Here is a 13281-nt window from a genome sequence, read left to right as displayed (position 1 = left end):
GCCCCCGCGAGGCAGCCCCACCCGGGGCCCCACCTCCGGTGCTGACCCCCGCCGACCGGCCCGGCCCGGGTACGGGGTCGCCTCCCGGCTCCCCGACCCCGGAGGCGGTGACGCACCCGCCGACCGCCGAGGCGACCAGCAGTACCCCGAGGGCCGAGCGGAGGGCGGCGGATCGTGGACGCACGACGGGACCTCCAGCACGCGGTGGTGCGCGGACAGTTGAGCGGACCCGTGCTCAACTCCCGCCGCTCACCACAGGTCACGCGCGCCCCACCACCCCTCCTCCCCCACGCGCCCCTCCCCATCCCGTCCGGTCCACCCCCTCCCGAGACCCACCCCACCCGCTCTGCCCCCTGCCGCCCCTTCCATCCCCTCCCGTCCCCACCCGGACGCCTCCCCGGCCGACGTACCGGCGCCGTACGGGGAACGACCTGGCGGCCCGTGCCCCGCGTCCCGTCCCCCGCCTCCGCACCGCGAGCCCCGTCCCACGCCTCCGCACCGCGGGCCCCGTCCCACGCCTCCGCACCGCGGGCCCCGTCCCACGCCTCCGCACCGCGGGCCCCGTCCCGCACAATGGCCGGGTGCTGGAGATGACGCGTGAGGACTTCGAAGGTCTGGTCAGCGACGGCCTGGACCAGATCCCGCCCGAGCTGACCAGGCTGATGGACAACGTCGCGGTGTTCGTCGAGGACGAGCCCCCCGCCGACGATCCGGAGCTGCTGGGCATCTACGAAGGCACCCCGCTGACCGACCGGGGCGAGTGGTACGCCGGGGTGCTGCCGGACCGCATCACCATCTACATGGGCCCGACGCTGCGCTTCTGCGAGACGGCCGACGAGGTGGTGCACGAGGTCGCCGTCACCGTCATCCACGAGGTGGCTCACCACTTCGGCATCGAGGACGAGCGGCTGCACGAACTCGGCTGGGGCTGAGCCACCCCCACGCCCCACACACCCGAACCCCGGCCGCCGGACAACCCGGCCTCCCCTCCTCCCCGGGCCTCCTCTCCTCTTCGGGCTCCCGGGCTCTTCCGACTTCCGGCCTCCCGTCGCCTCGGTCCTCGCTTGCCCCGACCCGTCGCCGTCTCGCCGCCCGTCACCCACTCCCGTGCCGCCGTGGTCCCGTGCTCCCGTGCCGCCGTGGTCCCGTGCCGCCGAGTCATCCGGCCACGGCGCCAACTCGGCCACCTCGCCCGGTCGTTCACCCCGCCGACCGCTCCGGCTCGCTCGTTCTCGCCAGGCCGCACTTGCCCCTCGCGTCCGCACCCCGGTCGGCCCTCAGCCCGACGTCCCGTCCCGGTCGCCTCGCCCCTTCCCGTCCCGACCCGTCCCGGATTCGGCGGGTGAGCGCCGTGCGCCGCGCCCGGTGAGCGCGTCCTCCGTCGCGCCGGGTACGCCGGTGCCGCGCCGGTGCCGGACCTCGGGGGGCGCGAGCGACGCGCGACCGGGGCGGCTCCGGGGCCCTCGGATGGTCGCGTGCGGGTCACGCGGCGGGTGCCGCCCCGCGACCCGCACGGCCCCCACGGGGTCTGACCAGTCCCGGTGACCCACGGGCCCGCTCCCAGACCACCGGTTCCTCGCGTTCCGCCCGCGTCAACTCCCGCTTCCAGGGCTCTGACAGCCAGCGCTTGCCAGCTCTCTCCAGCGGTGAGCCCTCTGCCCGCCCGCACCACCGACCACCGGGGGCGCACCCCCACCCACCTCCGCAAACTGCATAGAGCCAGACATGAGAGGGCATACGGGGCAACGTGACCAGCTCCGTCGTACGCAGGCTCCGTGCCGTGGTGGAGTGGGCCAGGAAACCGGCCGCCGCGCCGCGCCGCCACGACCGGGCACGCCCCACCAGTCTCCGTTCCGCACTCCGCCACGACCTCCGCCCACTGGTCCACGCGCTGGGCCTGATCGGCGTCACCCTGTTCGGCGCCTGGCTCGGCCTGCTGGCCGTGGGCACCGTCAAGACGCCGGTGGGCCCCATGGACACCACGATGGCCCTGCGGCCCTCGACCATCGGCGGCACCCAGATCAACGTCTCCCCGCTCGGCTCCCTGGACCTGGACAGCCACCGGGCCCCCCTCCGGCTGGACGTGGACGTGGACCGGCTGGACGCGGACCGGGCCGGGGCCCTGGTCGACCAGCCAGCGCGACTGGAGGGCCTCCAGTCCAAGATCGCCGACGACGTGCGCTCCGGCGCGGTCAACCTGGCGATCCGGTCGGGGGTCGCGGTGCTGGCCGGCGCGACCGCGCTCGGCCTGGCCGTCTACCGCCGTCCGCGCCGCGCACTGGCCGCCGGGGGGCTCGCGCTGGCGCTGCTGGCGGCCTCCGGCGCGAGCGCCCTGGTGACCTGGAACCCGAAGTCCGTCCTGGAACCACGGTTCTCCGGGCTGCTCGCGGGCGCGCCCTCCCTGGTGGGGGACGCGCGCAGCATCGTCAGCGACTTCGACGTGTACCAGCGGGAGTTGGCGCGGCTGATGACCAACGTCACCAAGCTCTACGACGCCGCCTCCACGCTCCCCGCCTACCAGCCGAAGCCGGACACCACCCGGGTACTGCACGTCTCGGACATCCACCTGAACCCGGCCGCGTGGACGATCATCACCTCCCTGGTCAAGCAGTACGAGATCGACGTGATCATCGACTCCGGGGACACCATGGACCACGGCACCGCGATCGAGAACGGCTTCCTCGACGCGATCCCGGAACTCGGCGCCCCGTACGTCTGGGTGCGCGGCAACCACGATTCGGCCACCACCCAGAAGGCCATGGAGCGGCTGGCCAGACGGACGGCGAAGGAGGCGTCCCCCCGGCGCGACACGGCCTCCGGAACCCCCCGCGGCCAGCCCGGCGGACGGGCCGACCCCCCGGCGGACACCCCGGGCAGCCCGACGGACCACCCCACCCACGGCCACCGGGGCGAAGGGGACGAACGCGAGGGCGACGGCGAGCGGAAGAAGCGCAGCCCGGTCTACGTACTCGACGAGGGCGTGCCGATGAACGTGGCCGGGCTGCGGCTCGCCGGATGGGGCGACCCGCAGTTCACCCCGGACCGTTCGGTCGTCCCGGCCGGGGACCCGGCCGAACGCGAGGCGGGCCAGAACCTGGCGGACGCGCTCCGCGCCCAGAAGACGGCCGGGACGCCCGTCGACATCGCGGTGGCCCACAACCCCGTACTCGCCCGGGAGACCGACGGGCAGGTCCCGCTCGTCCTGGCCGGACACGTCCACCGCCCCAAGACGGAGGTCCTGGAACAGGGCACCCGGCTGAAGATCGAGGGGTCCACGGGCGGTGGCGGACTCCGCGCCGTCGAGGGCGCGGAGCCGGAGAAGGTGCTCGCCTCGGTCCTCTACCTGGACCGCCGCAAGCAGCTCCAGGCGTGGGACCAGATCACCCTGGGCGGCCTCGGCCGTTCGACCGCCGAGGTCTCCCGGCACCTCGCCCACCCACCCGACTCCGGCCCCGCCGCCTCCCCCGTCTCCCCCACCCCCGACTCCTGACCCGGCCCCTGTTCCCGCCCCTGTTCCCGCCCCCGGGACGGACGGACGCGGGATGGGCGGACGGGCGTCACCGCAGGCCGTGGGGCCGGTAATCCGTTTTGGCGAACCGTCTGCCGATCCCCTATGCTGCATCCGTCCCAGGAGCGTCGTTCGCACGCTCGACGGACCAGCCGCCCTCATCGTCTAGTGGCCCAGGACGCCGCCCTTTCAAGGCGGTAGCACGGGTTCGAATCCCGTTGGGGGCACCTCTCTTACAACCCCTCTGACCTGCGGAAACGCTCGTCAGGGGGGATTTTTTGACCCTCCTGATGGGCACGGAATGGGCACAGGACCCTCATCTACGGTTCTGAGCATGGCGTACATCGAGGTCAAGCAAAGACGCGACGGACAGTTCAGCTACGTCGTTCGCTGGCGCGCGGGAGGTACCCGCGGCGGCGGCAGAGCATCCGAGGTCTTCGACAACGAGCCGTCTGCCGAGCGGTTCAAGAACCTCGTCGACGGCCACGGCCAGCAGTGGCCCCCCGGCTGGGTGCGCGGCCGGGGCTTCGTGGAGAACGTGCGTACGCCCGGACGAGATGTTCGAGCCCTTCGCGCTCCGCTACATCGATCAGCTCACCGGAGTCCAGGGCGACACCAAGGCGGAGTACCGCAAGCTGGTCCGCCAGAAGCTCTCACCGTGGTTCCGCAGCTACTCGATGCACGACGGGGAGGGCGGGCTCACCTCGGACCTTATACGCACCTGGTCAATGATCTGGAGGCCGGACGGCCAGCCCCATATGACCTGAAAGGCACCAGGCGCCGCAAGCTCAGCCCCAAGACCATCCGCAACGTGCACGGGCTGCTCTCCGGCATCTGCCACAGCGCGGTAGAACGGACGCTGCGGACGAAGAACCCCTGCGCAAGCACTCGGCTTCCCCGTAAGGACGACGGGGTCGAAGACGAGATGGTCTTCCTCGAACGCGACGAGTGGGCGCTGCTGCGCTCCCACCTGGTCGACCAGGACGCTCGCGAACTGGCCGACGCCCTCGCCGAGACGGGCGCCCGCTGGGGCGAGATCACCGCGCTCCAGCCCCGCGACCTCGTACGCCGCAGCGGCCGACCCGCCATCCGCATCCAGCGCGCCTGGAAGCGGGACGAGAACGGCGCGCCCTACCTCGGTCCCCCCAAGACCAAGAAGGCGCGCCGGACCATAGTGATCACCAGCAGTCTGGATCAGATGTTCCGAAGACGAGCCAGGAGCATCACTTCCAAGGATCTTCTCTTCACGGGGCCCAAGGGGGGGCGCTGGGACACCTGGACCTTCCGCAGTCTGCGCTGGCACCCGGCGATCGAAGGTGCCCGCGCCGAAGGGCTCACCAAGGCGCCCCGCGTGCACGACCTTCGGCACTCGCATGCTTCCTGGCTCATCGCGACGAAGGTTCCGCTCCCCGCCATTCAGGGCCGCCTCGGGCACGAGTCCATCACCACGACCGTCGACCGGTATGGCCACCTCCTCGACGCCCTGGACGACGAAGTGGTTGCCGCGGTCGAGTGGGCCATGGACCCGAACGCACCACTACCCACGACGTGCCTGACCGCGTGACAGCCGTGGGTCGCTCCCCGCACCCCTTCCGACGGGTACGGGGAGCGACCAAGTAGCGAGCACGCTGCTCCACGCGGACGAGCAGGGCGAGCAGCACGGACCGACGAAGCGGGCACTCGCGAGCGGACGGCTCGCAAAACCAGTCGTGGACTGGCACCAGGCATCAACCATCCGAAGGATGTTCCGTACTCGGCGTAGCACCGCATCGACGGCAGTGTGTCGGGGCCATCACGTTCCTCTGAGCCGTACGCGTGCCTCGAAATCATCCACAGTCGCCCAATGGCGCCCGTGCGTCGGAACAGCTGGACGGTCTTCCATCTCCGTTTATCACAGGTGTGATAGTTTCGAGCCAGGTCGCCCGCGCCGGGGGCTTGGCGTGAGGAAGGAGTGAGGGGATGCCCGCACGGATCGAGCCCGAGTTGAGGCGGCGGCACGTGGTGGAGGCTGCGTTCCGGCTGGTCGTGGCCGAGGGCGTCGAGGGATGCTCGCTGCGCAAGGTCGCCGAGGAGTCAGGTCTGAACATCGGCTCGCTGCGGCATTACTTCGACGGTCACGAGGATCTTCTGGCCGCCGCTGCGGAGGAAGCCAGCGACCGGATGGGGGCCAGGCTTGCCGCGCATCCCGTCGAACGATTGTGTGGACTGAGCAGCGACCAGGCTCTCGATGCGCTCCAGGCGCTCGTGGAAGAGGTTCTGCCTGTCGATGCGGAGCGGCGAGACGAGGCGATCGTGGTCGTCGAGCTCATCATGGCCTCGCGCACCCGCCCGGTGTTCCGGGCGATGTCGCAGCGCATGGGCGCCGACCTGACCGAGGTGGTGCGCGACGCGCTCGACGCACTCGGCGTGCCCGGCCCCGAGACGGGTGCCGCACAGCTGACGGCAGTGATCGCCGGGCTGACCATCGACGCAGTGACCCCGCACGGCTCGCTCGATGTCGAGCGGCTGCGGGTGATCCTGCGCGCACAACTGCGGATGCTGCTCGCGTCCGCCGAGAGGGAGTGAATCGGATACACGCATGGCTGTTCGCACTGCTCGCTGCCGCGTTCGTCCTATACACCGACGACTACGTGATCGCGGGCATCCTGCCCGAGCTTGCCAACGACCTCGGCGTCACCGAGGGAGAGGCTGGACAGCTGGTCACGGTGTTCTCGGTGACGGTCGCCCTGGCCGCACCCGTCGCGGCGGTTGCCCTGGCGCGTGCTCCACGCCGCCACCTGTTCGCGGTCGCGCTGCTGGTCTTCGTCGCCGCGAACGCCGCCGCCGCGTCCACGCCATCATTCGCGGTGCTGATGGTGCTGCGGATCGTCGCCGCGTTCGCGGCGGCCAGCACGACCCCGGCGATCTTCGCTTTCGCCGCCCGGCATGCCCCTGCCGAGAAGGTCGGCCGCTACATTGCGGTCGTCGCCCTCGGAGTGACCGGATCGATCGCAGCCGGAGTGCCGGTGGGCACCTGGGTCGGCAGCGCGTTCGGCTGGCGGGCCACGTTCACCGCGATGGCGGTCGCCGGAGCGCTCGTGCTGCTCGCCGTATTCGTCACGCTGCCCCGACAGAACGGCCCCGACGAGACTCCCGTCCTGCGCGAGCAGCTGCGCATTCTCGGACGACGCCCGATCCTGCTGGGCCTGCTCGCGAACTGCGTGCTGATGACCGGGTCGATGATGATGCTCACCTACCTCGCCCCGTACCTAGCCGCAGCCACCACTGCCGGAGTCGAGGAACGCGCCCTCACGTTCAGCCTCTCTGGAATCGCAGGCATCGTCGGCATCTGGCTCGGCGGGATCGCCACCGACAAGTGGGGAGCCGACCGCACGCTGCTGTTCGGCATCGGTGCCATCGTCGCCACCATGATCGCGCTCTGGGCGCTCTGGGCAGCACGCCCGGCACCCCTGCCGGTAGTGCTCGCTGTGGCGACGGTCTGGGGCGGGATGGCATTCTGGAACTCTCCGGCGATCCAGGCCCGCCTGCACTTGCTCGCCGGCCCCGTCTCCGGGCAGGCGCTCGCACTCAACACCTCCGGCACCTACCTCGGCGTCTCCATCGGGGCCGCGCTCGGCGGGCTCGCTCTTTCGGGGCACGGAGTCGGCGCGCTGCCTCTCACTGCCGCAGGTTTCGCCCTCGGAGCACTCGTCCTGCTCGCTTTCGCACGCCAAGCCGACACGGCAACGCACCAGATGCGCTGAAGCAGCACTCCACACCGACGCAGGCATCTTTGAAACCCCACAGGGTGCCCCTCACCAGCCAACGAACTACCGGGCAGAGTCCGTGGCCGAGGTGTCCGAGGCAGTGGATAGTCCTCCGGCGTTGTCCGTGAGGGCGGCTGCTTGGGCACGTGCGAACGCGGGCACGAACGGGGAGGTTCGGTAGGCGTGGTTGACGCGCCGCAGCCAGGCCATCTCGGTGTCCCGGCTCTGGTTCGCCAGACCAGGGGTGGGGTGATCGCCGGGCGTGGGGTCGTGAGATGCCGCCATGAGCATGCCGGTCGCCAGCCAACCGGCTTCGGCGGTTGCTCGCGGATCGGGAGAGTTCGCGCTCTGGGCGGACGACAGCGCCCGGTCCTGAACAGCGGCTGGCACGTACTCCCGCAGCGCCAGGCAAGCGTCCTGGATTTCCACGACGCGCCTCTGGAGGCGGTGTCTCACGCGGCGCCGGGGGATGGCGGCGGGAAGGACGACCTGCGGAACGGCCTGGGTCACCGCTCGCCAGAGGGGCGCCAGCTGGTGGAGGCTCCGCCAATCGCGGACGGTCCGTATCGCGATGGCCATAGGCGGCAAGCAGCTCCCCACAGCGATGCAGAGCACCGCCGCCGATTTCAGGAGGAGCGACAGCGTGTTGGTCAGCTCCGCTCCGCCGGGGGTGGGTTGATCGCTGTAGAGGAACGCCAGGGCCACGATCCGGTGCAGTGCGTAAACGAGCCCCAGTGCGGTACCACCGCTCAGGACGTAGAGCCCGGCTTTCGCCCATCCCCGTGAGTACAGGGTCCCGCTGTAGAAGAGCACGGTTCCCAGAAGGGTGGCAACGCCTACGTAGAGCGCGAAAACGGCCTTGTATCCGATGGATACAACGGTCTCCCCCTCATCTGAGAAGGAATCAAGACTGTGCCGTTGTTGAGCCAGCACAAAGAAGGTGACCTGGAGAGCAACAACGATGTACACAGCCGCTTTCCGTGTTCCGAGAGCAGCCCTGTTGGGCGGAGTGATCGCCTCGACAAAACTGATCATGGCGGCAGCAGCGATCAGACACGAGACGCACGCGAAGAGGTTCGCCAATCCGGTGATGTGGAACCACGCGTCGATACCCCTCTCAACGTGTGGGATTTCACAGGTAAGCGACAGCGCCAGCGCGAGAAAGGAGATCCATAGGTACCGTTGCGGTAGCGATTTTCCCGCCGAGGGGAGCCTCCAGAGTGTCACGAACCACAAGGACGCCGCAGTGACTGCATGAGGCGTCATTTCGCCGGGCCGCCGGTTCTGAACGGATGGGTCAGGACGTCATCGAGGCTGGTGGCGACCTTCTGGTGCACGTTCTCGATGTCGGTAGGCAGCTCGGCTATCAGTTCTTGCAAGATCATGGCGGCAAGCTCCGCGTCCCGCTCGCGCTCGGAGTCATAGGCGACGCGTCCGAAGACCCGTCGCACTGCCTCCGGGTCGATGTGGGCGGGGAACTCCCTGACCAGGGCGGCGGTGTCGGTGGCGACACGGTGCCCGAGCAGCATGTGGGCGAGTTCGTGGCGGATGATCTGCTCACGATGGCGCTCGCTGGTCCCAGCGGCGTGGAAGATCACATCTGTCTCAGCGAAGGACACCCACAGGCCGCACGGCGCGTTTACGCCACCGGAGTCGGGGAGTTCACGCAACACCAGTCTGCGCCCCCGCAGTTCGCTGAGTCGAGTACAGAACTCCTCGATCGTGAAGTCTCGCTGAGGAAGTCGAATACCGTCCAGCTCACGCTGGCACATCGAACGCAGCTCTTCCTCGCGGCGCCGGTACGCGTCGTTGCGTCTCCTGCGGAACATTGCGCAGCTACCTTGGCTCTCGTCTCTGCGCGCCCCCGTCGCACACACTGACTAATCCGGGGAGAAGCTATCAGGGATTCAACGAAGTGAATCACCACGGAGAGCAGTCAGATAGTGACGCAGCGATCACAATCCGCGAAATTCCTGACCCTCTCAGTCATCCAACCCCTCCAAACGACGGGCCTGCTCGATCACGGTTGTGACCATTCTCAGACTCTCGACGCTGAGCCCGCTCGATCGAAATGCGATATTGCGCACATCACTATCCTCGGCTACTCGCAGTAGTTCACTCGTCACCCGAGCCCGCTCCGCCTCCACTTCGTCCTCCTCAACGAAGTAGTCGAGCGTCACCCAGAAGAACCGGGCAAGCAGGGTCAGAGTAGAGGCGGTGGGGTTTGACTTGACCCCCAATCGCATCTGGGAAATCGTGCTTGCCGCGACTTGCTTGTCGGCGGTAACGGTGGAAGCGATGGACCGTGCCACCTCCGCATTGGTCCACTTCCGTCCGGTTTCCGGGTTCACCACCGTCTCGAAGAGCTGGTTCAACCGTCGCGCCAGCAACGGCAGCTCGTCGTCCGTGGGCATCACATCCCCCTTCACTCTCTCCATCCTGGAGCGAGAGTACTGCGGTGTCGTCATGACCTCCAAGTCGACACCAAAGGGTTGACACCCCCCGGTTGCCTCCCCCTAGAGTCACCGCCAGTCGGATACGACGCCAAAGTATCGCCACTACATGTGAGCGATCACTCTAGTGACGACACTGGTCGTCCTGCCGCCCCGGGGCGTGGATCCTTCTCCACGTCAGCCGGTCCCGGCAGGCGCCGTCCAACCTGCGCCGCACTTGCCCGTGCGCCGTTGGCCTGCCCCGGGGAGGGAACCTGCCGTGACCAACGCTTGGCCTGCATCACCCGTCCCGGATACCGGGTTGGTGGGGAACTCACAGTCCGAAGGACTGGAAGAACTGCTGGCGGTGCTCCGCACCGCCCGAGATCGGCGAGTGCACGTCGGCTACGAGGAGGCGGCCCACCGCCTCGGCGTAAGCGAGAAGTGGTTGAGGGAGCGCATCGCCACACTGCCCCACCGCAAGATGGGCAAGTACGTGCTGTTCTCGCACGAGGACATCGCCGCGATTTCGAGCATGTTCGCCGTGTGTCCACCCGAAGGCGAGCCCGACTCTCGCGCGGGCTCTGCCTCCATCTCCGACCTGAAGCCGTCCCGCGCCGGGCGCCGGCACGCGGCCTGAGTGCGCGTCGCCTCACGGCTTCTCCGCCTGCCCGCCCCCCTGAGGGGCGGACCCTGCCAATTGGGAGAAATCCATGATCACTGCTGATCTCCGACGACCGGTGGAGCGTGCTCGCGCCGGTGACTGGGAGGACCTGCTGTCCTTGCGCGACCCGCGGGCGGACTGGCAAGCCGCTCCCTGCGTGGCAGACGACCCCGACCTCTTCTTCGGTGACGAACTGGCGACCGTACAAGCCATCGCCCTGTGCCGGAAGTGTCCAGCGCGGACCCGCGCGACGTGCTTGATCACGGCGCTGGAGGAGGACTCGGACTTCGGCGTGCGGGGCGGCACAACACCCGGTGACCGCCGGGATCTTCACGAGCTGTGGCGCCGACGGGTGGACGAGGAGAACGTTCGGGCCGCCCTGGCGGGTCGACCTGTCCCGCTGACGGAGGCCGAGGAACGCCGAGCGGTGCAACTCTACGCGCGGTCGAGTGTGCCCACGCCCCGTCGCGTTGCTCGTGGCCTCGGGATCTCCGTGCCCCTTCTACGAACTCGCGCTCGCAGGGGGCGACTCCGGGACACCGGAGACACGGAGACCCCCGGACGCCGTCCCGCCGCGTGAGAGGACATTCACCATGTCGCAGGCCCAGCGACCGAAGAACGCACGGCCCACGACTGTGGGCGAAGGGTGGGATGTGCGGGTGTGGCGTCTGTCGAGGTCGCGTCGAGCGACGCGGCTCGTGATGCTCGCGCTGGCGCGGCACGCTGACACAACGGGACGGGTCGAGATATCCCAGACCGGCCTCGCCCAGGAGACCCTGCTGACCGAACGCACCGTACGCAACTGCCTCGCCGAGCTGGTGCGGATGAACGAGCTGCGGGTGCGGCGCGAGGGAAGCCGGAACGAGTACCAGATCACATTGGGCGCCCAGAGTCAGAGAGCCCCGGCAGGTGCGGCAGAGGAAGACGCTTCCGCGGAATGCCGTACCGAATACCGGAAGAGCGAGACCACAACGAGGAATTCCGTTCCGGAATTTGGGTCCGCGCCGTCCTCGCGTGCGCGCGCGGACGGTACTCCCTTCGGGAGTACTCCTTCCTCAAGCAAGCCAGCCAGCCCGGGCCGGAGCGTGGACGAAGCGCCGCCGACCGTTCGGCCCCTGGTGGACGCGCTCAGCTCCTCGGGGATGGTGGTCGGATGGCGGCTCTCCGAGGCGGAGTGGACCGAAGTGGACACCCTGGTCGGGCGGTGGGGCGTTCCGCAGCTGGTGGACCTTGCCGGACGACGCTGGGACTCCGAGCACCCGCCGCGGTCAGCTCGGTATCTCCTCCGGGTATGGGGGGATCTACCGGAGGCCCCACCCACCGGCGCCGACGGCCGAAGCACAAGCAACGTGTCAGCCGCGCGGGCCGGTTGGCGGCCCTACCGGAACACCACGGCCATCAGCGCCTACGAGAACGGGTTTTGAGCATGTCCACCCCCCAACCGCTGAACGCGGTGATGGTGCGGATGGAACGCGTTCTGCGCCAGCGCGGGATCCCGGTGGATACCGTGGTGGGCGGGGATCGCCTCGACGACGTGTCGGGGCCGGGAGACCGGGAGTGGCACCGACGCCAACGGCGGGAGGTGGCCGTGGGCCGGTGGCAGGCGATCACGCCAGCGCGCTACCGCAATGCCGTCGTCCAGGAGCCCCGGGCTCGGGCCTGGTCCGACGCGGTGAGTCGCGACGCTTCCTCGGCCGGGGCTCTGCTGCTGACCGGAACCACCGGGACAGGGAAGACGCACACGGCCTTCGGTGCCCTGCGCCTGATCGCGGAGACCGGCCCGGTCTGGTTCCAGGCTGCCGCGCTCACCAGCGCACAGCTGTACGGAAAGCTCCGCCCCAACGGGGTGCCTGGGAGTACGGAGGCGGAGCTTCGTCGGCTGTGTGCGGTCCCGCTCCTGCTGCTGGACGACCTGGGCGCGGGCAAGTCCAGTGAGTGGACGGAGGAAGTCACCTACCGGTTGATCGACTACCGGTACGTGCACTGCCTTCCCACGGTCTTCACCAGCAACTTTCCCGCCCGTGACGGGACTTCACCCGACCTCCATTCGCAACTGGGCGAGCGGGTCACCAGTCGGCTGGCCGAGATGACGACCATCGTGCCCATGGTGGGGCCGGACCGCCGCCAACGCGACGCCGCGTGACCCACGACGGGCACTCGCCTTGACGAGCACGCTCGCTCACCGGCGTTTCCGTTCAGGCCCTACCTCACAGCCCGATCCCGTCCCGACGACGCCGCTGGGGCGCAGGTCTACGGAGAAAGTATGCCGTTGTTCAGAAGATCACGGGTTTCATTCCCTCGTTGGGGACCGTGCACATCAAGCGTGACCGAGGCAGTGGATGCCGCAAAGGATCTGGAATCGCACCTCGCGACCGGAGGTGCTTTCCTCTCCATAGCCGTCTCAGGAATGCAGCTCCCACCAGACGAATACGCTGTCGCTGATGTGTGGTGCACCAGCTCCCTGTACTACGCGGCACCCATCGAGTACCCCGTGGGGAGAGCCGGGTTCTTCGAGAATCATCCCGACCTCGGTCACAGGTGGGTGGACAATCCCCGTCTGGATCGCAAGCGTCGCGATGCCGCCGAACGGGAGGCAGCAGCTCGATGGCGAGACGACGTGCCCACCCGCGCCGTACTGACCGGGTCCGCCCTGCATCTCCTGCGGCAGGACGCCGCTGGCTGGTCAGGTTACGGACACGACCAGCTGCTCAGCTGTGTGACCGACCACCAGGCCCTCGGCACGAGCCTGGGATACCGAGGCTGCCTGCCCGTGCGGCTCACCGGTGCGGCGGTGCCGTGGCTCGCGGTTGCCCTGAACCATCTCCGCACTTCCCACCTGGTGAGAACCACGTCACAGGAAAACTGAGACAACAGGCGTGGAATGAACACGGCAGACGCTGTGAGAGTACCTGTCATCGGCGATCGCAACGC

Annotated in this window: 14 protein-coding genes and 1 tRNA gene; 12 read left to right on the top strand and 3 right to left on the bottom strand. The window is 69.0% G+C overall.

The window, feature by feature from the left end:
* Window positions 1-581 precede the first annotated feature (581 nt).
* The 7 genes from E0L36_RS23165 to E0L36_RS23140 all read left to right on the top strand — a co-directional run bounded on the left by E0L36_RS23165 (window position 582) and on the right by E0L36_RS23140 (window position 7251).
* The gene (locus E0L36_RS23165) at window positions 582-932 is read left to right on the top strand and encodes a metallopeptidase family protein (protein ID WP_180931225.1); all 351 of its coding nucleotides are present in this window, start codon (window positions 582-584) and stop codon (window positions 930-932) included.
* Between the two features lie 815 nt (window positions 933-1747).
* Window positions 1748-3490: a metallophosphoesterase gene (locus E0L36_RS23160; RefSeq protein ID WP_180931224.1), complete on the top strand. Its 1743-nt coding sequence runs from the start codon at window positions 1748-1750 to the stop codon at window positions 3488-3490.
* A gap of 172 nt (window positions 3491-3662) precedes the next feature.
* A tRNA-Glu gene (locus E0L36_RS23155) sits at window positions 3663-3735 on the top strand.
* 330 nt (window positions 3736-4065) lie between these two features.
* Window positions 4066-4275 carry a hypothetical protein gene (locus E0L36_RS28000; RefSeq protein WP_258016522.1) on the top strand — a complete coding sequence of 70 codons (210 nt, stop codon included), beginning with the start codon at window positions 4066-4068 and terminating at the stop codon, window positions 4273-4275.
* A 44-nt stretch (window positions 4276-4319) separates the two neighbouring features.
* A complete protein-coding gene (locus tag E0L36_RS27995; protein WP_308416888.1) occupies window positions 4320-5072 on the top strand; it encodes a site-specific integrase in 753 nt (250 codons plus the stop codon).
* A gap of 395 nt (window positions 5073-5467) precedes the next feature.
* On the top strand, window positions 5468-6073 hold the full coding sequence (locus E0L36_RS23145; RefSeq protein ID WP_180931223.1) for a TetR/AcrR family transcriptional regulator: 606 nt from the start codon (window positions 5468-5470) through the stop codon (window positions 6071-6073).
* Window positions 6070-7251 carry an MFS transporter gene (locus E0L36_RS23140; RefSeq protein ID WP_219636997.1) on the top strand — a complete coding sequence of 394 codons (1182 nt, stop codon included), beginning with the start codon at window positions 6070-6072 and terminating at the stop codon, window positions 7249-7251. Before E0L36_RS23145 ends, E0L36_RS23140 begins: the two co-directional genes overlap by 4 nt.
* Window positions 7252-7317: 66 nt before the next feature.
* Here the strand turns inward: E0L36_RS23140 and E0L36_RS23135 are convergent, their stop codons facing one another.
* The 3 genes from E0L36_RS23135 to E0L36_RS23125 all read right to left on the bottom strand — a co-directional run bounded on the left by E0L36_RS23135 (window position 7318) and on the right by E0L36_RS23125 (window position 9668).
* Entirely contained in the window at window positions 7318-8520 is a 1203-nt protein-coding gene (locus tag E0L36_RS23135) for an MAB_1171c family putative transporter (RefSeq protein WP_308416887.1), read from the bottom strand.
* Window positions 8517-9083, bottom strand: a complete 567-nt coding sequence (locus E0L36_RS23130; RefSeq protein ID WP_180931221.1) for a secondary metabolite protein — start codon at window positions 9081-9083, stop codon at window positions 8517-8519. Before E0L36_RS23130 ends, E0L36_RS23135 begins: the two co-directional genes overlap by 4 nt.
* A 153-nt stretch (window positions 9084-9236) precedes the next feature.
* The gene (locus E0L36_RS23125) at window positions 9237-9668 is read right to left on the bottom strand and encodes a helix-turn-helix domain-containing protein (protein WP_180931220.1); all 432 of its coding nucleotides are present in this window, start codon (window positions 9666-9668) and stop codon (window positions 9237-9239) included.
* A 343-nt stretch (window positions 9669-10011) separates the two neighbouring features.
* Here E0L36_RS23125 and E0L36_RS23120 point away from each other — a divergent pair, with 343 nt between their 5' ends.
* The 5 genes from E0L36_RS23120 (at window position 10012) to E0L36_RS23100 (ending at window position 13216) form a co-directional block, all read left to right on the top strand.
* Entirely contained in the window at window positions 10012-10326 is a 315-nt protein-coding gene (locus E0L36_RS23120) for a helix-turn-helix domain-containing protein (RefSeq protein WP_180931219.1), read from the top strand.
* A gap of 73 nt (window positions 10327-10399) precedes the next feature.
* Window positions 10400-10930, top strand: coding sequence for a WhiB family transcriptional regulator (locus tag E0L36_RS28610; protein WP_180931218.1), 531 nt, complete (start codon window positions 10400-10402; stop codon window positions 10928-10930).
* A 13-nt stretch (window positions 10931-10943) separates the two neighbouring features.
* A complete protein-coding gene (locus E0L36_RS23110; protein ID WP_180931217.1) occupies window positions 10944-11774 on the top strand; it encodes a helix-turn-helix domain-containing protein in 831 nt (276 codons plus the stop codon).
* 2 nt (window positions 11775-11776) lie between these two features.
* Window positions 11777-12493, top strand: coding sequence for an ATP-binding protein (locus E0L36_RS23105; protein ID WP_258016521.1), 717 nt, complete (start codon window positions 11777-11779; stop codon window positions 12491-12493).
* A 180-nt stretch (window positions 12494-12673) separates the two neighbouring features.
* Window positions 12674-13216, top strand: a complete 543-nt coding sequence (locus E0L36_RS23100) for a hypothetical protein (protein ID WP_180931216.1) — start codon at window positions 12674-12676, stop codon at window positions 13214-13216.
* Window positions 13217-13281: the final 65 nt, after the last annotated feature.

The sequence above is a fragment of the Streptomyces sp. AJS327 genome (assembly GCF_013450295.1).
In the GTDB taxonomy this organism is placed as follows: domain Bacteria; phylum Actinomycetota; class Actinomycetes; order Streptomycetales; family Streptomycetaceae; genus Streptomyces.
The sequence above is the reverse complement of the archived record's forward strand: the minus strand, read 5'-3'. Positions and strand labels throughout refer to the sequence as shown.